Source organism: Brucella oryzae, assembly GCF_041929965.1.
GTDB lineage: Bacteria > Pseudomonadota > Alphaproteobacteria > Rhizobiales > Rhizobiaceae > Brucella > Brucella oryzae.
Genome location: NZ_JBHEEO010000002.1, coordinates 1 through 22,291, shown reverse-complemented (window position 1 = coordinate 22,291; position 22,291 = coordinate 1). Strand labels below are relative to the sequence as shown.

The window sequence follows — 22,291 nt, the reverse complement described above, 5'->3', positions numbered from 1 at the left end:
CAAAGAAACCGGCCTTTGAGGCCGGTTTCTTTTTCTCATTTTGAGTACAATCACTTCTTCATTGCGTCGGTTATCTTCGCGGTCCACGCACCTTCCGGTTTCTTGGTGATGACCGGGTCGGAACCGCCGCCAAGTAGTGTTTCCACCGTGCGGTCCGCAGCTGCTACGTCGAGAGTGCCATCGGAACCGTCAACCAGTTTGCCGATTTCCTTGACCATACGTTCCTGAACTTCCTTGGTCTGCGCACCGGAAGCATCATTATCGAGTATGATATCCGCTGCTTCCCCTGGATTTTCGGAGGCATACTGCCAGCCCTTCATCGAGGCGCGAACAAAACGGGCGAGCTTGTCGACCATTGCCGGATCGTCGAGGGTCTTTTCCAACACATAGAGTCCGTCTTCGAGAGTGGCGACGCCTTGCTCTTCATATGGGAAGACGACAAGCTGATCGGCTGGAATGCCTGCATCAATCACCTGCCAATATTCATTATAGGTCATGGTGGAAATGCAATCGGCCTGCTTCTGGATCAGCGGATCGACGTTGAAGCCTTGTTTCAGAACTGTCACGCCATCCTTGCCGCCTTCGGTCGGAATTTTCAGATGGCTCATCCATGAAAGAAACGGATATTCGTTGCCACCGAACCACACACCAAGCGTGCGGCCCTTGAAGTCTTCCGGCTTGGTGATGTTGGTGTCCTTGCGGCAGGTCAGCATCATGCCGGATTTCTTGAAAGGCTGGGCGATATTGACGAGCGGAACGCCTTTTTCACGGGTAGCAAGTGCTGACGGCATCCAGTCAACAACAACATCTGCGCCGCCACCGGCAATCACCTGCGGCGGAGCGACGTCCGGTCCGCCCGGTTTGATCTCGACATCGAGATTCTCTTCCTCATAGAAGCCCTTGTCCTTGGCCACATAATAACCGGCAAATTGTCCCTGCGTCACCCATTTGAGCTGCAAGGTCAGCTTGTCGGCTGCCATTGCCGAACTGCTCATGAGCGCGAGCGCCAGTCCTGCAGTTCCAAGGCATAAAGAAATTGCCTTTTTCATTTCAGTTCTCCTCTGGTTATTAGCTCCGTCTTATGGTGACGGATGCCAAATCGTTCCGTTCAACCCCGCCTGTAAGACGGGTGCCAGAATGTCAGTCTGCGCTCGATCAGCGCGATCAGCCCGTAAGAGAGCGATCCCGCAAGAGCGGCTACGAAGATTTCAGCCCAGACCATATCCACATTCATGCGCCCGATTTCCGCTGAGATGCGGAAGCCCATGCCGACAATTGGCGTGCCGAAAAATTCTGCCACGATCGCGCCGATCAGCGCGAGGGTGGAATTGATCTTGAGAGCGTTGAATATGAACGGCATAGCCGCTGGAAGACGCAGCTTGAACAAGGTCTGCCAGTAGCTTGAACCGTAGGTCTCCATCATGTCCCGTTCCATCGCCCCGGTACTGGCAAGGCCTGCAACCGTGTTCACCAGCATAGGAAAGAAGGTCATGATGATGACCACCGCTGCCTTCGATTGCCAGTCGAAGCCAAACCACATCACCATGATTGGCGCGACGCCCACGATAGGAAGTGCTGCAGCCAGATTGCCGAGCGGCAACAACCCCTTCCGCAGGAATGGAATCCGGTCCGCGATGATGGCGGTTATGAAACCGAGACCGCATCCGGCGACATAGCCGATAATGACCGCCTTCAAAAAGGTCTGTCTGAAATCCGCCCAGAGAATTGGTACGGACGCCGCTATGCGTGCCCAGATTGCCGATGGTGCTGGAAGAAGAACCTGAGGAATAGCGAAAAGCCTGACGGTTACCTCCCAGAGCATCAGCATTGCGATGCCGAACAGCGCCGGCACTGCGATATCCAAAAGCTTTTGGCCCAAAGGGTTGCGGGTCTTCAGACTTGCGACCCAACCAACAAGCAGCCATGAAACAGCGATGAGCGCTATGACGGAAAGAATGCCTGTCATCATGTGGCTGCCCTTTCCGGCTTTACGCCCATGCGTCGGTTCACAAGCTGTGCCGCGACGCCAATCAGCGCAACCAGCACCGCAGCCATCAGAGCGGCTGCAACGAGTGCTGCCCATATCTGCACGGTCTGGCCGTAATAGGAACCTGCAAGCAATCTCGCTCCGAGGCCGGCAACTGCGCCGGTTGGCAATTCACCGACAATCGCGCCAACGAGGCTGATCGCGACGGCGATCTGCATCGATGTGAAGAGGAACGGCATGGCCGCAGGCCAGCGCAGTTTCCAGAACACCTGTGATCTCGATGCATTGTAGGTACGCATGAGGTCGAGATGCATTACATCAGGTGACCTCAGCCCCTTCACCATGCCCACCGCCACGGGAAAGAAGGAGAGATAGGTCGAGATGATGGCTTTGGGCAGCAAGCCCGATATGCCAATGGCATTCAGCACCACGATAATCATCGGCGCGATGGCAAGGATCGGGATCGTCTGCGAGGTGATGATCCACGGCATGAGGCTCTTGTCGAGTGTGCGGGAATGAACAATTCCCACAGCGAGAAGAACACCGAGTGCCGATCCAAGCACAAAACCGAGCAGGGTAGACGATAATGTTACCCACCCGTGATAGATCAGACTGCGTTTGGAACTCGGTTTGACTCCAAAGACGGTTTTCCAGATTTCTTCAGCCACCTGATGCGGTGCGGGCAAAACAGGTCGGTCCTGATGCATCGTATTGGCGACAAGCGTCGAGAAGGGGATTTCTGTTCCCGCGCGTGTCGCCTGATCCCGCTCGAACGGCGCGTTGAGCACCACCGCGAGGCCGTACCAAAGCGCAATAATGACGGCAAGTATGGTTGCCACCGGAATGAATCTGTCGTGCAGAAAGCCTTTCATGGGCGATCTCCAGCACGATGCGGTTTCTGAGTATCCTCAATCATGGATATGCCCCAGACGTAACCCCTCACGAACCCGATGGGCAATTTTCAGGAATGCTTCAGATTCGCGAATCTCAAGCGGTCTGTCAGGACCAAGATCGCAATCGATGATTTCATGAATGCGGCCCGGTCGTGGGCTCATGACAACGATCTTGGTCGAGAGAAACACCGCTTCCGGGATCGAGTGTGTGACGAAAATCACGGTTTTGCGGGTCGCGGCCCAAAGCTTGAGAAGCTGTTCATTGAGATGGTCACGCACGATTTCGTCCAGAGCGCCGAAAGGCTCGTCCATCAGCAGCATATCCGGGTCGAAGGAAAGTGCGCGAGCTATCGATGCGCGCTGTTGCATGCCGCCCGAAAGCTGCCAGGGATATTTTTTGCCGAAGCCTGACAGGTTGACGAGTGCGAGGTTCTTTTCGATCCGCTCGCGTCTTTCTGCCTTGGAAAATCCCATAATCTCAAGCGGCAGGCTGACATTGTCTTCGATGGTACGCCAGGGAAACAAAGCGGCTGCCTGAAATACATAACCGTAGGATCGGTCGAGGCGGGCTTGTTCCGGCGTTTTTCCGTTCACCGTTACGGAGCCTGATGTCGGCTGCTCCAGATCGGCCACGACGCGCATCAATGTGGTCTTGCCGCATCCCGAAGGTCCGATGAAGGAAACGAACTCGCCGCGCTTGACGGCAAGATCAATATTGGACAGCGCATGGACCGGCCCATCATTCGTCTCGAAGACGAGCGACAAGTCTTTGATGTCGATCACTGTCTGCGCATCTGCTTCGCCCCGCTCCGGGGCCATGCTGTCATTCAAACTCATGCGCGGTTCCCGAAGCTGGACGATGGCCATGTCTCAGACCCCTATCGGCATATGTTCGGCGCTGCGCTCCACTTTGCGCGGCGCAACGATTTCCTTCCATTGTGACAGCGCCCGATTGACGGCACCGTTCGGCTCGCGCTCGATGAAGCGTCCGTCACCGGGCTCTGCCGTGACATGTCCCTTGTCGAATGCGATACGCCCGCGTGAAAGCGTCATTTTCGGCAGGCCCTTGAGTTCAAAGCCTTCGAACACGTTGTAATCAATGGAGGAATGCTGTGTTTTTGCAGAAACCTTCTTGGTGGCCTCCGGGTCCCATATGACAAGATCAGCATCCGCGCCCGGCAGCACAGCACCTTTCTGCGGATAGATGTTCAAGATCTTGGCAATGTTGGTCGAGGTGACAGCCACGAACTCGTTTGGCGTCAGGCGGCCAGTGCGCACGCCGCGCGACCACAACACTGGCATGCGTTCTTCGAGGCCGCCCGTTCCATTCGGAATCTTGGTGAAATTGCCGATGCCGTAACGCTTCTGCTCGGTGGTGAATGCGCAATGGTCTGTTGCGACGCATTGCAGGCTTCCAGCCGCAAGACCGGCCCACAGACTATCCTGGTTGACCTTGTCACGGAATGGCGGAGACATTACCCGGCGTGCAGCATAATCCCAGTCCTTGTTATGATATTCGCTCTCGTCAAGCGTCAGGTGCTGGATCAAAGGCTCGCCGAACACGCGCATACCCTTTTGCCGGGCACGGCGGATCGCTTCATGGCTCTGTTCGCAGGAAACATGCACGACATAAAGCGGCACGCCTGCCTGATCGGCGATCATGATGGCGCGGTTGGTCGCTTCTCCTTCCACTTCCGGTGGGCGCGAATAGGCGTGGGCTTCCGGCCCGTCATTGCCTTCGGCCATCAGCTTGGCCTGCAACTGCGCAACGACGTCGCCATTTTCAGCGTGAACGAGCGGCATGGCGCCCAGTTCCGCACAGCGCTGGAACGAGGCGAACATCTCGTCATCATTCACCATCAGCGCGCCCTTATAGGCCATGAAGTGCTTGAAAGTATTGATGCCGCGCTTCACCACTTCGGCCATCTCGTTGAATGTGCGCTCGTTCCAGCCGGTGATCGCCATGTGGAACGAATAGTCGGTGCGCGCCTTGCCCGCCTTCTGGAACCATTCCTGAAGTGCGTCGAGCAGATTGCCTTCGGAATCCGGCAGCACAAAATCGACGACCATCGTCGTGCCGCCGGAAAGGGCGGCCGCAGTTCCGGTATCGAAATCGTCGGAAGAGTAGGTTCCCATGAAGGGCATTTGCAGATGGGTGTGCGGGTCGATGCCACCCGGCATAATATAGCAGCCGGATGCATCTATGACTTCATCGCCGGAGAGATTGTCGCCGACAGCGACAATCTTTTCGCCTTCGATGAGAACATCGGCTTTAAAGGTGCGGTCAGCCGTGATGACGGTTCCGCCTTTGATGACCTTTGCCATTGTTCGTCGTTCCCCTTTTTGGTTTTGTTGCGAACAGTAGCAGTAGTGGATGGTTGTGAAATCAGCTTACAATTTCAGCAGTCTCCAATACCGCATGCAGAAGCACGTCGGTTCCCGCCGACGCCCATTCCTTCGAAATATTCTCGTCTTCATTATGGCTGAGCCCGTCCACGCATGGACACATAACCATGGCGGTTGGTGCGACGCGATTGACCCAGCATGCATCGTGGCCTGCGCCGGAAACGATGTTGCGATGGCTATAGCCAAGTCGCTCTGCTGCATTGCGGATCGCCACCACACAGCCATCATCAAAAGTCACCGGGTCGAAATGTCCGGCCACCTCGATCTCGATGCCGATGCCCAGTTCTGCGGCAATCTTCGGCGCTTCCTTTTCAAACCGCGTTTTCATGTCGTCCAGCACATCCTGGTTGGGCGAGCGGAAATCCACGGTGAAAACGATCTGGCCCGGAAGCACGTTGCGTGAATTGGGTGAGACGTCGATATGGCCGACACCGCCCACCGCATCCGGCTGGTGCGCCATGGCGATTTCGTTGACGAGCTGCAGCATCTTGCCGAGGCCAAGGCTTGCGTTCTTGCGCATCTTCATGGGCGTAGAGCCGGTATGCGCTTCCTTGCCGGTCAAGGTCACCTGCAGCCACCACAGCCCCTGGCCGTGTGTGACGACACCGATATCCTTGTGCTCCGCTTCGAGGATCGGCCCCTGTTCAATATGGAGTTCGAACATGGCGTGGATTTTGCGTTGCCCAACCGGTTCATCGCCTTTCCAGCCGATGCGCTCCAGTTCGTCTCCGAATTTCTTGCCTTTGGCATCGGTGCGCTGATAGGCCCAATCCTGCTCGTGGACACCGGCAAATACGCCGGACGAGAGCATGGCTGGGGCAAATCGGGTGCCTTCCTCATTCGTCCAGTTGACGACGACGATGGGCCGCTTCGTCTTGATATTCATGTCGTTGAGCGTACGCATGACTTCGAGGCCGCCGAGAACGCCCAGCACGCCATCGAATTTACCGCCTGTCGGCTGCGTGTCGAGATGGCTGCCCATATAGACCGGATCGGCGTCGGAATCTTCGCCGGGGCGTAGGAAGAACATGTTCCCCATCGTATCCACGCCCATGGTAAGCCCGGATTTTTCGCACCAGCTCTGAAACAGTTTGCGGCCTTCGCCGTCTTCATCGGTCAAGGTCTGGCGGTTATTGCCACCGCGCACACCAGGCCCGATCTGGGCCATGTCCATCAGACTGTCCCAAAGACGATCGCCGTTGACTCTAAGATTGCTGGTGAGCACCATGCGCTCTGCCTCCGCATTATGTATGTACGTTCAGATTCGAGCCATCACACCGCTAGCCCGCATCCACCCGCCAATATATGTTCCCACGACCTAGCTCTTTGGCCACAATATTCTTGCCTTGCTGGCAAAAACTTGACTAGTTGGTCAAATTGCAGGCTAGAAGAGCGTTTGAATATGGTCAAGCGCTTTTGAAAAATTCTACACTGCTGAAAGGTGTCAAATGGCCACAGCTCCTTCAGACTCACGGACCGACATGGTCGAAAACGAGAAAATGTCGAACGAGAAATCGGAAGGTGCGACGCGCATTCAGGGTATAAATCGCAGGCTCATCCTCGACGCAGCACTGGAGGTTTTTTCCGCATACGGCTTTCGCGGCTCGACGGTCGATCAGATCGCGGAGAAGGCAGGCATGTCGAAGCCGAACCTGCTTTATTATTTCCCGCGCAAGCAGAACATTTATGTGACCGTGTTGGAAGATACGCTCGCCACCTGGCTGGAGCCTTTCGAACACATCGATCCGGATGGCGATCCGCTGGAGGAGTTGCGCCGCTATATCGCCTTGAAGCTGGAAATGTCGGCAAAAAAGCCTGAAGCTTCGCGCCTTTTCGCCAATGAAATTCTACACGGCGCTCCGGCAATTTCCGACTTCCTGAAAGGACATCTGAGGCAGTTGGTCGACGAAAAAGCGGCGGTCATTCATCGGTGGATAGCTGAAAAGCGTCTGGCTCCGGTCGATCCCTACCATCTGATTTTCACCATTTGGGCGGTAACACAGCATTACTCGGATTTTTCCGTGCAGGTCAGTGCCGTTCTCGGTTCGCGTTCGGAGGAGGCTGGGTTTTATGGTGAAACGGCCAGAGCGGTGAGCGCCATCATTCTTGACGGCATTCGCCCACGCAACGAGAATTCGTCATCATGAAAACGATTCGAATTTCTGCAGCCATTGTCCGCGACGAGGCGGGCCGTTTCCTTCTCGTGCGCAAGCGCGGCAGCGAGATTTTCTTCCAGCCCGGCGGTAAGATCGATGCGGGCGAGCAGCCTCAAATCGCACTGATCCGCGAAATCGAGGAGGAGCTCGGCATTCTGATTGACGAGAGCCAGTTGCGCTATGCGGCAAAGATGTCGGCGCCCGCCGCCAACGAAGTCGACGCAACGGTTGAGGCGGAGTTGTTTCACCTCACACTGAAAGACGGTCAGGTTCCAATTGCATCCAGCGAGATCGAGGAACTTCTATGGAACCCGCCAGGTGACGCGACGCGCCCGGTCGCTCTGCTCTCGCAGAGCATTCAAGCGCGTTTTGCTACGGATTACTGAACTGCTCGCGGCTCCACCCGGTTTCCGTCGCTGTCGAAAAGGTGGAGGTGCTGTGCCGGAAAGCTCACCTGAATAGAACCCTGCGCGTGAAGCGCATCGCGATCCAGTGTAAAAATCTTGAACGGCAATCCATGCAGGCTGAGATGCAGGATAATGCCGAAGCCGGTCGGCTCGACCAGATCGACATCAGCCGTCAGGCCCGCTGAATTCTCGATATGCACATGCTCGGGACGGATGCCGAGCGTGGCATTCGCGCCATTCTTGAGTTTTACGGGCTGCGGCAATGCGATGAGCGTGCCGTCCATGAGTTTCAGACGCGGACCACCATCCTGTTCTAGATAGGTCACATCGAGAAAATTCATGGCGGGTGATCCGATGAAACCGGCCACGAAGAGATTGGCCGGACGGTCATAAAGCTCCAGTGGAGACCCGACCTGCTGCACCACGCCGCCATGCATGGCGACAATACGGTCGGCCAAAGTCATGGCTTCGATCTGGTCATGTGTCACATAGATGGATGTGGCTTTCAGCTCACCATGCAGCTTCTTGATTTCGGCACGCATCTGCTCGCGCAGGCGCGCATCGAGGTTGGAAAGTGGCTCGTCAAAGAGGAAGGCCTTGGGCTGACGCACAATGGCGCGGCCCATGGCAACACGCTGACGCTGGCCACCCGAAAGCGCCTTCGGGCGACGTTCGAGCAAAGGATCTAGGCCGAGCTTGGCGGCGGTCGATTTGATGGCGCTTGTGATCTTTTCTTTCGGCGTTTTGCGCAGCCGCATACTGTAGCTCATATTGTCGGCGACACTCATATGCGGGTAGAGCGCGTAGGACTGAAACACCATCGCAATATCGCGGTCTTTGGGTGCGAGTTCATTGACGCGCTTGCCACTGATCTGCACCTGACCAGCGGTGATGTCTTCAAGGCCCGCAATCATGCGCAGCAATGTGGATTTGCCACAGCCTGACGGGCCGACCAGCACAATGAATTCGCCATCTTTGATCTCAAGATCAACGCCGTGCAGAACAGCATGTTCGCCATAGCTTTTGCGGACTGACTGAATATCGATGGAAGCCATAGGGAAAAATCCTTTCAGCCTTTGACCGCGCCAGCCGTGAGGCCCTGCACGAGATATCGTTGAATGAGGAAGAAGAAGAGACAGGCCGGGATCAGCGCGAGCACGCCCGCTGCCATCATCTGTCCGAAATCGACCGAGAACTTTGAGACGAAGCTTAAAAGTCCGACCGGGAATGTGGCTGAATCATTGCCGGAAATCAGCATCAGCGCGAACAGAAGCTCGCTCCACGCTGCGGTGAAAACAAAGCCGAGCGTTGCAGCAATACCGGGCAGGGTCAGCGGCAGAATGATCTGGCGGAAAGCCATGAACTGTGTTGCGCCGTCGATCTTGGCAGCTTCTTCGAGATCCTTCGGAATGCCGTCGAAGAACGATTGCATCAGGAAGGTGGCAAAAGGCACATTGAATGCCGAATAGACGATGATGAGGCCGATCAGACTGTTGGTGAGACCGAGCGGTGCCATGATCTTGTAGATCGGTGCGATCAGCATCACGAGCGGGAACATCTGAGTCAGCAGCATCAGCGCCACAATCCAGTATTTGGCGCGGAAGTTGAAACGTGACAGCGCATAGCCGGAGAGCGATGCGAGCAGCGTAACGATGATGGCGGTTGAGCCGGATACGATCAGGCTGTTGCGGAAGAACAGCGGAAATGAACTGTTGTTCAACACATGGCTGAAGTGATCGAACGTCATGCGCGATGGCCAGAGCCGTACGCCTTCGCTGTAAAGCAGATCATTGGGCGTGACGGAAACCTTCACCAGCCAGAAGATCGGAAACAGTGCAAACAGGACGAACAGAAGAATTGCAATGCGATGCGCGCCAACAAGGAGGAGCTTACGGTTGGTCATGGCCTCAATCCTTGTTCAGAAGCGTCTGGCGCAACAGCACGATGAGCATCGAGTAGACCATCAGCAAGACGAGCAGGACCATCGCAATCGCCGAGGCATAGCCGAAATCGAGCCGTTTGAAGGCTTGTGTGAAGATATAGCTGGCGACGATCTGGGTCCGGTCGGCAGGGCCACCGCCGGTCATCACGACGATCAGATCGGCACTGTTGGCAATCCAGACGGTGCGCAGCAAAATGGTGATGGCCATGGTTGGCGCAAGATAGGGAAGTGTGATCGAGAGGAAGCGCTGGAGGGGGCCAGCGCCATCGATCGCTGCTGCTTCATAAAGATCGCGCGGGATAGCCTGCAAGGCGGCCAGCATGGTGATGGCAAAGAACGGAATACCCCACCACACACCGGCGGTAATGATACCCCACATGGCCAGATTAGGGTCGGACAGGATGTTGTCTGGTGCGCTCAGAATGCGGATTGCATGTAGCCAGTGCGGCAGCGGGCCGATCACCGGATTAAAAAGCCACGCAAAGTTAAGACCGGTGAGGAAAGTCGGCACGGCCCATGGCAGGAAGATCAGCGCCTGTGCCAGCCCACGTCCGGCAAATGGCTTGTCGAGCAGCAGGGCAAGAATAAGCCCGAACATGAATTGCAGCAGCACCGAGCAACCGGTCCACCAGAGCGTGTTTTTCAAGGAACGATAGAAAGCCTGATCGGTCGCAAGCTCGCGGAAGTGATCGAGTCCGACAAAGCCGCCGGAAAACGGATTGAGCAACTGGATATCGCGAAAGGCATAGGAGACGCCGAGGATCAGCGGAACCAGCATGATCGCGCCGATGAGGATCAGTGCGGGGGCACTGTAGAGATAAGGTTCGGAGGCGTGCGCAAGTCGCTGCAGAAGGCTGCGGCGGTCCTGCCTTGGCACGTCGTTGCGCACCGGGGCCTTTATGGAAGCGGTGTCGTTCATCGTTTTTCCCTTCGCGGGGTTGCATCATTCGCTTTGCAGGCGCGGTTGTTCCACGCCTGCAAGCCGTTCATGGTGCTATTGCTTTGAAAGGTGCTTCTGCTGTGCCTTGGTGAGATATTCTGCCCACTGGTCGGCCAGCTGATCTGGCGTGATGTCGCCGAGAAGCGCTTCCTGCGAGGTCTTGATGACGAGCGAATCCTTGAAGAAGGCAAATTCTTCCAGATAGGTCGGCATGACGGTTGGAACGACGTTCTTGTCAGCCAGTTCATCGAACCAGCCCTTGAACTGCTCGCCGCTATAGAACGGATCGTTCTGAGCGGATTTGAGAACCGGCAAGGCGCCGGTGCGCTTGTTCCATTCGATGTTGCCTTCCGGGCCTTCCAGCATCGAGATCAGCTTCCAGGAAAGATCCTTGTTCTTGCTGGCGCTCATCATCGACCAGCCGGCAAAGCCGATGGTGGGGAAGGTCTTGCCGTCCGGACCCTTCGGCATGATGGTAACGCCGAAATCTTCCGGCTTCATGCGCTCGGCAATGGCGATCAGCGCATCCGGGTCCTGGTTGAGGAAGGCACAGGTGCCGCTATAGAAACCGGCGACAGTTTCATTGAAGCCCCAATTGACGCTGTCCTTCGGTGCAAGGCCGTTCTTGTAAAGATCGACCATCCAGGTGATGCCCTTTTTCCAGCCTTCGCTGTTCATGGTCGAGGTGCCGTCTTCGTTGAAGAACTTATTGTCACCTGCCATGGATGCGGCAAAGATCACCCAGCCATTAAGGCCGCCGGGACCACCACGCATACAGAACCCGGACTTGCCGGGAAGGGCGGCAATCTTCTTGGAGGCTTCGACAAATTCGTCCATCGTCTTCGGTGGCTCGGACACACCAGCCTCAGACAGCAGCTTCTTGTTGTAGAACATGGCGTTCAGATAGAAGCCGTAAGGCAGCGTATAGGCTGTGTTGTTGACGCTTCGGCCAAGCTCAAGCGCACGTTCGGTCAGGTCTGGCGTGGTTTCCCATTTTTCGAGATAAGGCTCGAGGTTCTCCAACATGCCGTTGTTGCCATAGAGCGAAACCCAGGTGTCCGGCATTTCCATGACGTCGGGAATTTCACCAGCTGAAACCATGGTGGCGAATTTCTGGAAGGATTCGCCCCATGGCAGCGAGATGATTTCGACCTTGGTGCCCGGATTGGCTGCCTCAAACTTGGCAACGATGGATTCGAGCGTCTTTGTGCGCTCCGGGCTGGTGATGACTTCAACAAGCTTCAAAGTGGTATCGGCAAGCGCCGTACCGCTCAAAAGCATGGTTGCGAATGCGGCTGCTATTAGTTTTTTCATTGCAGTTCCCCTTATTGCTCCTCACTGGATTTTCGTTATTCGGTCGATGCTGCGAGCGCTCCTTCGATATCCCGCCACAGCGCTTCCGTTCCTTCCAGTCCGACATGCAGGCGCACGGAGCGCGGGTCGATGCCGAACGTATGTGCTGAGTTTGGCTGCGCCTTCTGCTGCAGCACGACTTCGCCCGGCACGATCAGGCTTTCATGTCCGCCCCAGCTCACGCCAAGCTTGAACAGATCAAGATGATTGCAGAATTCGCGAATGTTCACACCTTCCCGGAAGATGACCGAGAAGAGACCGGACGTACCCTTGAGGCCCGCAGGCAGACGATTGGCAAGTGCCGGGTGGCAGACGGTCTCAACCACATCCAGCGCCTGAAGACGCTTTGCGATTTCCAGCGCAGAAGCCTCATGCGCCTTCATGCGTGTTGGCAAAGTGCGCATGCCACGCACCAGAAGCCACGCATCAAATGGTGAAAGCTTGCCGCCGAGATATGGATAGGTTTCCGCACGGATCGCGTTGATCAACTCTTTCGAGCCGGACACGACACCGGCCACGACATCGCTATGACCGCCAAGATATTTCGATGCTGAATGCACGACGAGATCAACGCCAAGTGACAGCGGACGCTGGAAGATCGGGCTGGCCCAGCTGTTATCGATGATGCTAAGCACGCCATGCTGCTTGGCAATCGTTGCCAAGGCGCCGACATCATGGGCTTCCATGACCCAGCTCGTCGGGCTTTCCATATAGAAGAGCTTTGCACCGGGCAGAGCTTTTGCGACCGCTTCCTCGTCGCGGCCGTCGACGTAGTCAACCTGTACCTGCATGCGCTTCATAATGGTGCCGAACAGACGGAACGCATCTGGATAGACATGGCGCACCGCAACGATGCGATCACCCGGATTGACAAAGGCCAGCACGCTTGAAGAGATCGCCGCCATGCCGCTGGCAAAGCCCAGCGCGTCTTCGCCGCCTTCAAGTTTTGCCAGCATTTCTTCAAATGCCCGTACGGTCGGATTAAGGCCGCGTGTGTAGATCGGGCGAACCTTTTCGCCACGATAGGAGGCGACCATGTCGTCATAGCTTGGGAAGGTGAAAAGCGATGTCTGCACGATGGGCGGAACCACGGCGTCGAAAGCATTGCCTTCATCATGGGCAACCGTAAGCGCTGCGAAATCCAGCGGATCCATCCCGTCAGTCATTTGGACATTTCCTTGATGTCTTCCTCGACAATGTCGAGGATTTTGAGTGTTTCCTGCCGAGCGGCTTCAGGGTCCTGAGCCACAATGGCGTTGAAGAGCGTGCGGTGGAACGGAAAGGTCCGCCGCGCGAAGTCGATCCGCTCGAACGGATGATCCCAGAAGTGCAAAAAGGCTTCGCGCATCTGTTCAAGCAATTGTCTGAAAAGCGGATTGTGGGTCGCGTCATAAATGGCCAGGTGAAACGCCAGATCTTCCGGGCCTGACGTGCCTTCCGCGATATGAACGCGCTCCATCTCATCGAGATTGCGTTCAATGATAACGAGGTCTTCTGCCGTGCGTTTGCGGGCGGCGACCATGCTGGCCTCGGCTTCGATGCCGCGGCGTACTTCAAGCGATTGCAGCAGAGCATCGCGCAATTGCGCAGGATCGAATGAAAGCGGCATGTGGATGGTTGCCGCCGAAATCGGCTTCAGCAGATACGTGCCGCTGCCTTTGCGGGCTTCGATAACACCCAGGGCCTGAAAGTGTCGGATTGCTTCGCGAATGGTGGAACGACCAACCGCGAGTGCTGCCATCAATTCACGTTCAGCCGGGAGGCGGTCTCCGGCTTGAAGATGCGCTGTCGCGATATAATTGGCGAGCGCGTCCGTTACCTGCCGGGCGCGATCCATCGGCGGTAGTGGCGCAATCTGCAGCAGCCTGCGATCTTTCATCCTGCCTCCACTTCACAGATTGGCCTAGAAACTTGAAGCGCAATCAGATCAGACCTGGTTCCCTTATTGGTTTTAAAATTGGTCTGACATCATAGTAATATCGGCTGAAATTGACGGCTGTCAAGAACGGTTTATTTGCAAGTGAATAGACTGTTCGCATGCGCATGCTTTTCCGATTGCGCTTCGGCAAGCTTGCTCCTATCAATCGCTGGAAGAGGCAGCGCATCCCGAAAAGTGCGAAGCGGTTTTTGAATAAGATGCGCTGAAAAAGGAGTGCGGCATGCTGCATGCCGCGATGGAGGAGATATCCATGCAATTGAAGGCATCTGAGAAACGGGCGCTTGGCCGTACAGGTCTGACCGTAACCGCGCTTGGTCTGGGCACCGCACCTTTGGGCGGGCTTTATGCGCCCGTGTTGCGTGCTGATGCGGACGCGTTGCTGGAAGCCGGTTGGGACAGCGGTATCCGCTATTTCGACAGCGCACCGATGTATGGTTATGGCCGATGCGAACATCTGCTTGGTGATATGCTGCGCGAAAAGAGCGAGCGTGCCGTTGTCTCAACGAAGGTCGGGCGCCTGATGGCTAATGAGCGCGCTGGTCGTACCTTACCGCCGCCACTGCCGAAAAATCCATTCGATTCGGGCTGGCACAATGGCCTCAATTTTCGTGAGGTTTTTGATTACAGCTATGATGGCATCATGCGGAGCTTCGATGACAGCCAGCAGCGTCTCGGCTTTCCGGAAATTGATCTTCTCTATGTTCATGATATTGGCCGCGTGACCCATGGTGACAGACACGAGCGTCACTGGAATGCACTGACCAAGGGTGGTGGTTTCCGTGCGCTGACCGAGTTGCGCGCGGCAGGCAATATTAAGGGCTTCGGTCTTGGTGTGAACGAATGGCAGATCATTCGCGATGCGCTTGAAGAGGCTGATCTTGATTGTTCGCTTCTGGCTGGCCGTTATTCGCTGCTCGATCAGGTTTCGGAAAAGGAATTTCTGCCGCTGGCACAAAAGCGTGGCATGGCGCTGGTGATTGCCGGTGTGTTCAACTCCGGCATTCTGGCGGCACCGCGCGGCGGCGAACAGAAATTCGATTATGCCGATGCGCCTGCAGAAATCATTGCTCGCACCAATCGCCTACATGATATTTGCGATGAGTATCATGTGCCGCTTGCCGCTGCCGCCATGCAGTTTCCGTTGATGCATGAAGCGGTCAGCTCCATTCTGATCGGTGTGCGTTCGCCAGAACAGATCACGCAGAATGTCGTCTGGTTCGAGCAGTCTATCCCGGGCGAATTCTGGACGACGCTTCGCTCGGAAGGTCTCATTTCCTAATCATGACTTCCAAAATTCTCTGCGTTGGTGCCCTCACCATGGACACCATTCTCCGCCTTGATGAACTCCCACACGCGGCAGGTAAATATCTGCCGCGCGAAGCCGTTGAAATCGCAGCCGGCATGGCTTCTAGTGCGGCTGCCGCTATTGCCCGGCTTGGCGGCGATGTGGCGCTCTGGGCTTCTGCGGGGATTGATCCGGTGGGTGATCGTGCCGTTGCAGAACTGGAAGCCGAAGGCATTGATTGCAGCCATATTCGGCGGCTGGAAGGCGCGCGCACGGCATTTTCTTCGATCCTTGTCGATGCGAATGGTGAACGCATCATTGTGCCTTTTTATGATCGCAGGCTTGCAAGTCCGTCTGATCCGGTGCCGCCGATTACGGCAGGAGCCTATGCTGCCGTCATGACCGATGTGCGCTGGCCTTGGGCAGCTGAAACTGCGCTGCGTGCTGCGTGCGATGCAGGTATTCCGGCCATCCTGGATGCCGATACCGCGCCTGTCGAATTGCTGGAAACACTGCTGCCGCTTGCAACTCATATTGTTGCATCGGAGCCTGCCGCGATCAGCGTTGCGGGCACTACGGATTTGCGTGAATGCGTCCGAATTCTCAGCAACCGCTATGATGTTTTCACGTCTGTCACGGCTGGCGCAGACGGCTGCTATTGGGCGGAAGGCGCTGGCAAGCCGGTTTCCCATGTTGCGGGTTTCAAGGTCAATGCAGTCGATACGCTGGCTGCAGGCGACGTGTTCCATGGCGCTTTCGCGCATGGTCTGGTGGAAGGCAACGAGATGACCGACATCATCCGCTTTGCCAATGCCGCTGCCGCCATCAAATGCGCGCGCTTTGGCGGACGTGCCGGCTCGCCAGGCGAGGCCGAAGTTATCAGCTTTATCGAAAGCGGTATCGTTCCCGCTCAATAAGCATCGAAACGCTCTTCAAAAAAAGTGCGATTACGTACTGAACCCGGATTGACTCTTTACTAACATGTTAGTATGTGCGAACTTAAAGTTCAAATTTGGGAGGAGCCAGTTTTGGCGCACAATCATTCAGGGCAGGAGCGCTTTGGGCTCTCTGCAGCGCTTACGACGCCATTCGATGCAGATGGCAAGATTGATGTCAGCCGTGCGCTGAAGCACGCACGCGCACGCCTTGATAATGGCTGCTCAAGCGTAACCCTGTTCGGCACCACCGGCGAAGGTTCGTCGATTGCCGATGCCGAGCGCGCCGCACTTCTTGATGCGTTTATCGCGCAGGGCTTTCCTGCCGCCAATATCGTTGTTGGCGTTATGGAGAACTCGGTTGCCGATGCGGTTCTTCAGGCAGGCGATGCGTTGCGTCGCGGCTGCAAGGCCATCCTTCTGGCGCCGCCTTCCTATTTCAAGAACCTCTCCGATGAGGGCCTGTTCGACTGGTTCTCGGCAGTCTTCAAAGGTTTGGGCGAAGATGCGCGCAGCATCATTCTCTACAATATTCCGTCGGTGACTGCGGTTGAACTGTCGGTCAATCTCATCGGTCGTCTGCGTGCGGCTTTCGGTGACATTGTTACGGGCGTGAAGGATTCGTCCGGTAATTGGGCCTATACGGAAAAGCTGCTTGCAGCCCACAAGGACATTGCGATCCTGATCGGCGATGAGCGCGATCTTGCAGCTGGTGTTCGTCTTGGTGGGCAAGGCGCAATTTCCGGCATGGCAAATCTGTTCCCGCACCGCCTGCTGCGCATGATCAATGACGGTCAGGATGATGCCGAACTGGTCGATGCCGTGCAGCAGTTGCTGAACTATCCCGTAACGCCTGCGGTCAAGGCCATGGTGGCGCGTCATACGGGTGACAAGGAGTGGCGTCGCGTACGTGCACCGCTGATATCGTTGAATGATGCGGAATTCGATGCAATTGGCAGTGTATTCGACCGTTTGCATATGGCAAAAGCGGCTTAAGGGCGGCATAAGCAAGCGGGACTAAGAGGGGACAGGCTTTGGCAGACGATCACAACGAACCGGTGAAATTGCGGGATAAGGCTTATCAGAGCTTCACCCGGCATTTGCTGGCGCGTGATTTTCATCCGGGCCAGTTCGTTTCGCAGCGCCAGCTCGTCACCATGACGGGCTTGACGCTGGGGGCGATCCGCGAACTGATCCCGCGTCTTGAAGCGGAAGGTCTTATCAAGACCGTGCCGCAGCGTGGGCTCCAGATCGCCCATATTGATCTCAATCTGATCCGCGAAGCGTTTCAGTTCCGCCTTTTCATCGAAAAGGAGTCGATTGCGATTTTCTGCCAGTCGGCTTCCGATGAGTTGCTGCGCTCATTGCGTGCGGAACATGAGGAAACTCTGGAGCGTGCAAAGGCAGAAGGTGAAACGCCGGAGCTTGAAGAACGGGCGCAGAATATCGACTGGAGCCTGCACGATACGATTGTCGGCTCGCTCGATAATGAAATCATCTGGCGCGCCTATCAGACCAACACCATCAAGATGCGCCTGATCAATCAGGAGCGATTCCGCATCACCGGACGTGTTATCCCGGTCATGCAGGAACATCTGGCCGTCCTCGCAGCAATCGAAACACGCGATCCGCAAACAGCCATGGATGCCATCGCCGTTCACATCAACAATGCGCGGAAGCTGGCTTTGCAGATTTAACAACTAGGGCCGGGCAAGAGGAGTTGCCAGGTCGGAAGAAGGATAGGGGAGGAGCATGCAATGAATTTATTACGTCCAACACGTCGCCAGTTCCTGGCGGGGTCAGCAGCAATTGCTGCATCTGGTATGACGGGCATCAGCCCGTCTTTCGCACAGTCGAAAGTTGACTGGAAGAAGTTTGCCGGCACCACGCTTGAAGTAAACCTCATCAAGAGCCCGCGCGGTGAAATCCTTCAGAAATACCAGAAGGAATTCGAGGAACTGACCGGCATCAAGGTGCATTCCGAGCAGATGCCCGAACAGCAGCAGCGCCAGAAGGCGGTGATCGAGCTGACGTCCGGTCGCCCGAGCTTCGACGTCATCCATATCAGCTATCACGTTCAGAAGCGCCAGTTTGAAAAGGGTGGTTGGCTTGCCGACCTCAATCCGTTCCTGAAAGATCCGACGCTGACCGAGGCGTCGCTGACGGAAGATGATTTCGCAAGCGCTGGTCTGACATTCGCGAAGGATGCCAATGGTCGCTTTGGCGCGCTGCCTTTCTCGGTCGATTACTGGATCATCTACTGGAACAAGGACCTGTTCGCGGCTAAGGGCATCGAATTCCCGAAGACTTTTGAAGAATTGGTTGCCGCTGCAGAAACGCTCACCGATCCATCAACCAGAACCTATGGTTTTGTCGCTCGCGGCATGAAGAATGCCAATGCGCCGGTCTATACCAGCCTCCTGCTCGGCTATGGCAAGCAGTCGGTTGATGCGGACGGCAACCTGCAGACGGATTCAGCTGAAGGCATCGAAGCTGCCAAGCTCTATCAGCGTCTGATGACCAAATCGGCACCTCCCGGTGTTGCAGGCTTCAACTGGGCGGAATGCCAGTCGAACTTCCTGCAGGGGCGCGTCGGCATGTGGCTCGACGGCATCGGTTTTGCCCCGCCGCTCGAAGACCCGAACAAGTCGCGTGTTGTCGGCAAGGTTGGCTATGGCGTCATGCCGGCAGGCCCGAATGCACAGGCAGCACCGACGACCGGCGACGGCATCGGCGTGACTGAAGCCTCCAAGAACAAGGAAGCGGCATATCTTTACTGCCAGTGGGCCATTTCCAAGGAAATGGGTGCCCGCCTGTTGCAGTCGGGATCGGGCGTTCCGTTCCGCAAGTCGGTCATCGACGATGAGGCCGTGCGCAAGGGCGTCACCATGCCGGAAGGCTGGGTGGAAGCTCTCTCGAAGTCTGCCCCGATCAGCCAGCTCTGCTTGCCGGTCATCGTACCTGTCACGGAATTCCGCGACATCATTGGTGTCGGTCTCACCAATCTTCTGAATGGTGCGGACGCCGAAGCTGAAATGAAACGCGCGACGGAGGAATTCCGTCCGGTCCTCGCACGGAGCGAAGGAAAATGACATCTGTCGCCCCGACAGGAGCAAAAACGGGAGCTGCTGCCAATGCAGCTTCCTCCACCAGGACTGGCAAGAGCCGCTTGCGGCCGAGTTACTGGCCGTTTGTTCTTCCAGCCTTGATCACCGTCGGGGCGGTGATCGTCTTCCCATGGGTATTTACGCTCTGGATGAGTGCCAACCAGTGGCAGCTTGGTGGAGAGCAGAGCTTTGTCGGCTTCGACAATTATCTGCGTCTTGCAGCCGATATGCGCTTCTGGGAATCCATGTGGCATACGGTTGTCTATACGGTCCTGTCGGTCGTAGCTCCGATGGTTTTAGGCACGATCGCAGCGCTGGTCTTTGACAGCAAGCTGCCAATGCGCGGGCTGTTGCGCGGCATCTTCGTCATGCCGATGATGGCGACGCCGGTTGCCGTCGCCCTTGTCTGGACGATGATGTATCACCCGCAGCTGGGTGTGCTGAATTATCTTCTGTCGCTGATCGGCATTCCACCGCAGGAATGGATATTCAACCAGAACACGGTTATCCCGTCGCTGGTGGCTGTTGAAACCTGGCAGTGGACGCCGCTTGTCATGCTGATCGTGCTGGGTGGCCTTGCCTCCATGCCGCGCGATCCGTTTGAGAGCGCGGAAATCGATGGTGCAAATGGCTGGCAGAAATTCCGCTACATCACCCTTCCGATGATCCTGCCCTTCATCATGGTGGCTGTCATCATCCGCTCGATTGATGCGCTGAAAAGCTTCGACATCATTTATGCGATGACGCAGGGCGGTCCCGGAACAGCGTCGGAAACGATCAATATCTATCTCTATAACGTGGCGTTTTCCTATTACGACATTGGCTACGCATCGGCGATTGCCGTGGTGTTCTTCATTGTCATTATCGCCATGTCACTGGTTCTTCTGGCGCTGCGCCAGCGGACCAAGTGGAACGCTTAAGGACCGGTCATGGCAAGCAAGTCTATTCTTTCAAAGCTTGGCACTGCACTTCTTGTGTTCATCATCGTGTCGCCGGCAATCTTCTTCTTCGTCTGGATGCTGTCGCTTTCGTTGAAATACGAAATCGACAACGGTGCTTATCCGCCGATCCTGATACCGGAACGCTTTGCCTGGTCGAACTACACCGATATCTTTGCGGCCAACGACTTCCTGCTCTACTTTTGGAACAGCCTTCTCGTGACCGGTATGGCGACATTGCTTGCGCTGCTGGTTGGTGTTCCGGCGGGCTATGGCATCGCACGACTCAAGGCGCATAAATCGGCAATCGTCATCATGATTGCGCGTATGACACCAGGCCTTTCTTACCTGATCCCGCTGTTCCTGCTGTTCCAGACTCTGGGTCTGCTCGGCACACTCTGGCCGCAGATCATCATCCATCTGGTCGTTACCGTTCCAATCGTGATCTGGATCATGATCGGTTATTTCGAGACGACACCGTTGGAGTTGGAGGAAGCAGCCATTATCGATGGCGCATCCTCGTGGCAGGTGTTCATGAAAGTTGCACTCCCGATTGCCAAGCCGGGCGTCGTGGTGTCGCTGATCCTTGCGGTGATCTTCTCGTGGAACAATTTTGTCTTCGGCATCGTGCTTGCAAGCCGCGAGACGCGCACCCTGCCGGTCGCAGTTTACAACATGCTGTCCTTTGAACAGGTCAGCTGGGGGCCGCTTGCCGCCGCGGCACTTGTGGTGACATTGCCGGTCCTGTTGCTAACCGTTTTCGCACAGCGCCAGATCGTTGCTGGTCTGACTGCAGGTGCCGTCAAATAAGAGTTGAGGTTCAAGATGGCATCTGTATCCATCCGAAATGCGATCAAAAAATATGGCAATGTCGGCGTGTTGCACGGCGTGTCAGTGGATATTCAGGACGGCGAATTTGTCGTACTGGTCGGCCCGTCGGGCTGTGGAAAATCCACGCTTCTGCGCATGATCGCAGGGCTTGAGGAAATCAGCGATGGTGAAATCGCCATTGGTCCGCGCGTGGTCAATGATCTGCGCGCCAAGGAACGCGATATCGCCATGGTGTTCCAGAACTATGCGCTCTATCCGCATATGACGGTGGCCGACAATATGGGCTTCGCACTCATGCTGAAAAACGCACCGAAGGAAGAACGCGACAGCCGTGTCAATCGTGCAGCGGAAATTCTCGGTCTCAACAAGCTGCTCGACCGCTTCCCCCGCCAGCTTTCCGGTGGTCAGCGCCAGCGTGTGGCCATGGGCCGTGCGATTGTTCGCGATCCGCAAGTGTTTCTGTTTGACGAACCGCTCTCCAACCTTGACGCCAAGCTGCGCGTGCAGATGCGCGGTGAGATCAAGGGGCTGCATCAGCGTCTCAAGACCACCACGATCTATGTGACCCACGATCAGATCGAAGCCATGACCATGGCCGACAAGATCGTTGTCATGCGCGATGGTCTGGTGGAGCAGATCGGCGCGCCGCTCGATCTTTATGATCGTCCGGCCAATATGTTTGTCGCGGGCTTCATCGGTTCTCCATCGATGAACTTCGTCAACGGCAGGATCGAGGAAGGTTCATTTGTGGCCGAAGGCGGCTTCCGTCTGCCGCTTCCTGAAGGCGAATATGTCAGCCTATCGAGCAAGGCCGTTTATGGTATGCGCCCTGAGCATATGAAGATTGCCGACAACGGCGTGCCGGTCGCAGTCGAAATCGTTGAGCCTACCGGTTCGGAAATCATGGTTATGGGCAAGCTCGGCGATCAGCCGGTTACCTGTCTATTCCGTGAACGCCTGACGGTGCGTCCGGGCGATGTGCTGACCATTGCTATTGATCCGGCAACAAGCCACGTGTTTGAGCCGGAAAAAGGCATGCGCGTTAGTCGCTAAATCATCTGTCAGCAATGAAAAACGCCGGGGTTTTCCCCGGCGTCAGGCTGCTGACAAACCCGTTGATATTTTTCGGCGGGTTTTGTTTTTTAGGAGGGGCCGCGTTTTGCGACAGCGTT

Annotated in this window: 22 protein-coding genes; 10 read left to right on the top strand and 12 right to left on the bottom strand. The window is 56.1% G+C overall.

The genetic code is table 11. From position 1 onward, the window contains the following. Window positions 1–50: 50 nt before the first annotated feature. The 6 genes from JNC70_RS01975 to JNC70_RS01950 all read right to left on the bottom strand — a co-directional run bounded on the left by JNC70_RS01975 (window position 51) and on the right by JNC70_RS01950 (window position 6,514). On the bottom strand, window positions 51–1,049 hold the full coding sequence (locus tag JNC70_RS01975) for an ABC transporter substrate-binding protein (RefSeq protein ID WP_104754630.1): 999 nt from the start codon (window positions 1,047–1,049) through the stop codon (window positions 51–53). A gap of 59 nt (window positions 1,050–1,108) precedes the next feature. Continuing rightward, the gene (locus tag JNC70_RS01970) at window positions 1,109–1,969 is read right to left on the bottom strand and encodes an ABC transporter permease (protein WP_104754629.1); all 861 of its coding nucleotides are present in this window, start codon (window positions 1,967–1,969) and stop codon (window positions 1,109–1,111) included. Further along, the gene (locus JNC70_RS01965) at window positions 1,966–2,859 is read right to left on the bottom strand and encodes an ABC transporter permease (RefSeq protein ID WP_061344944.1); all 894 of its coding nucleotides are present in this window, start codon (window positions 2,857–2,859) and stop codon (window positions 1,966–1,968) included. The genes JNC70_RS01970 and JNC70_RS01965 overlap by 4 nt, the downstream gene beginning before the upstream one ends. Window positions 2,860–2,895: 36 nt before the next feature. Next, window positions 2,896–3,717: an ABC transporter ATP-binding protein gene (locus JNC70_RS01960; RefSeq protein WP_104754704.1), complete on the bottom strand. Its 822-nt coding sequence runs from the start codon at window positions 3,715–3,717 to the stop codon at window positions 2,896–2,898. A 33-nt stretch (window positions 3,718–3,750) separates the two neighbouring features. Beyond that, window positions 3,751–5,205, bottom strand: a complete 1,455-nt coding sequence (gene hydA / locus JNC70_RS01955; protein WP_104754628.1) for a dihydropyrimidinase — start codon at window positions 5,203–5,205, stop codon at window positions 3,751–3,753. A gap of 61 nt (window positions 5,206–5,266) precedes the next feature. Continuing rightward, window positions 5,267–6,514, bottom strand: coding sequence for a Zn-dependent hydrolase (locus JNC70_RS01950; RefSeq protein WP_104754627.1), 1,248 nt, complete (start codon window positions 6,512–6,514; stop codon window positions 5,267–5,269). A 220-nt stretch (window positions 6,515–6,734) separates the two neighbouring features. On the opposite strand from JNC70_RS01950, the gene rutR reads away from it, so the two are divergent. Together rutR and JNC70_RS01940 are read left to right on the top strand one after the other, a co-directional pair. Next, window positions 6,735–7,433, top strand: a complete 699-nt coding sequence (gene rutR / locus JNC70_RS01945; RefSeq protein ID WP_104754626.1) for an HTH-type transcriptional regulator RutR — start codon at window positions 6,735–6,737, stop codon at window positions 7,431–7,433. Next, window positions 7,430–7,828: an NUDIX hydrolase gene (locus JNC70_RS01940; protein ID WP_104754625.1), complete on the top strand. Its 399-nt coding sequence runs from the start codon at window positions 7,430–7,432 to the stop codon at window positions 7,826–7,828. The genes rutR and JNC70_RS01940 overlap by 4 nt, the downstream gene beginning before the upstream one ends. Here the strand turns inward: JNC70_RS01940 and JNC70_RS01935 are convergent. From JNC70_RS01935 to JNC70_RS01910, 6 genes are all read right to left on the bottom strand, one after another. Then, window positions 7,822–8,904, bottom strand: coding sequence for an ABC transporter ATP-binding protein (locus JNC70_RS01935; protein WP_104754624.1), 1,083 nt, complete (start codon window positions 8,902–8,904; stop codon window positions 7,822–7,824). The genes JNC70_RS01940 and JNC70_RS01935 overlap by 7 nt on opposite strands. Before the next feature lie 14 nt (window positions 8,905–8,918). Continuing rightward, complete coding sequence (locus JNC70_RS01930; protein WP_010658175.1) at window positions 8,919–9,752, bottom strand: carbohydrate ABC transporter permease; 834 nt, start codon at window positions 9,750–9,752, stop codon at window positions 8,919–8,921. Window positions 9,753–9,756: 4 nt separating this feature from the next. Continuing rightward, window positions 9,757–10,710 (bottom strand): carbohydrate ABC transporter permease, encoded by a 954-nt coding sequence (locus JNC70_RS01925; protein WP_167394026.1) that lies wholly within the window; start codon window positions 10,708–10,710, stop codon window positions 9,757–9,759. A gap of 75 nt (window positions 10,711–10,785) precedes the next feature. Beyond that, window positions 10,786–12,045: an ABC transporter substrate-binding protein gene (locus JNC70_RS01920; protein ID WP_104754623.1), complete on the bottom strand. Its 1,260-nt coding sequence runs from the start codon at window positions 12,043–12,045 to the stop codon at window positions 10,786–10,788. Between the two features lie 35 nt (window positions 12,046–12,080). Then, on the bottom strand, window positions 12,081–13,250 hold the full coding sequence (locus tag JNC70_RS01915) for a PLP-dependent transferase (RefSeq protein ID WP_104754622.1): 1,170 nt from the start codon (window positions 13,248–13,250) through the stop codon (window positions 12,081–12,083). Continuing rightward, on the bottom strand, window positions 13,247–13,963 hold the full coding sequence (locus JNC70_RS01910) for a FadR/GntR family transcriptional regulator (protein WP_104754621.1): 717 nt from the start codon (window positions 13,961–13,963) through the stop codon (window positions 13,247–13,249). The genes JNC70_RS01915 and JNC70_RS01910 overlap by 4 nt, the downstream gene beginning before the upstream one ends. 310 nt (window positions 13,964–14,273) lie before the next feature. Between JNC70_RS01910 and JNC70_RS01905 the strand changes: the two genes are divergently transcribed. The 8 genes from JNC70_RS01905 (at window position 14,274) to JNC70_RS01870 (ending at window position 22,172) form a co-directional block, all read left to right on the top strand. Then, on the top strand, window positions 14,274–15,302 hold the full coding sequence (locus JNC70_RS01905; RefSeq protein WP_104754619.1) for an aldo/keto reductase: 1,029 nt from the start codon (window positions 14,274–14,276) through the stop codon (window positions 15,300–15,302). Between the two features lie 2 nt (window positions 15,303–15,304). Further along, complete coding sequence (locus JNC70_RS01900; RefSeq protein ID WP_104754618.1) at window positions 15,305–16,225, top strand: PfkB family carbohydrate kinase; 921 nt, start codon at window positions 15,305–15,307, stop codon at window positions 16,223–16,225. A 111-nt stretch (window positions 16,226–16,336) separates the two neighbouring features. Beyond that, entirely contained in the window at window positions 16,337–17,239 is a 903-nt protein-coding gene (locus JNC70_RS01895) for a dihydrodipicolinate synthase family protein (protein ID WP_104754617.1), read from the top strand. Between the two features lie 38 nt (window positions 17,240–17,277). Then, entirely contained in the window at window positions 17,278–17,940 is a 663-nt protein-coding gene (locus JNC70_RS01890; RefSeq protein ID WP_104754616.1) for a GntR family transcriptional regulator, read from the top strand. 60 nt (window positions 17,941–18,000) lie between these two features. Further along, the gene (locus JNC70_RS01885) at window positions 18,001–19,335 is read left to right on the top strand and encodes an ABC transporter substrate-binding protein (protein WP_104754615.1); all 1,335 of its coding nucleotides are present in this window, start codon (window positions 18,001–18,003) and stop codon (window positions 19,333–19,335) included. Further along, a complete protein-coding gene (locus JNC70_RS01880) occupies window positions 19,332–20,270 on the top strand; it encodes a carbohydrate ABC transporter permease (protein WP_104754614.1) in 939 nt (312 codons plus the stop codon). Before JNC70_RS01885 ends, JNC70_RS01880 begins: the two co-directional genes overlap by 4 nt. A gap of 9 nt (window positions 20,271–20,279) precedes the next feature. Further along, window positions 20,280–21,098, top strand: a complete 819-nt coding sequence (locus JNC70_RS01875; protein ID WP_104754613.1) for a carbohydrate ABC transporter permease — start codon at window positions 20,280–20,282, stop codon at window positions 21,096–21,098. A 15-nt stretch (window positions 21,099–21,113) separates the two neighbouring features. Then, entirely contained in the window at window positions 21,114–22,172 is a 1,059-nt protein-coding gene (locus JNC70_RS01870; RefSeq protein WP_104754612.1) for an ABC transporter ATP-binding protein, read from the top strand. Window positions 22,173–22,291 lie beyond the last annotated feature (119 nt).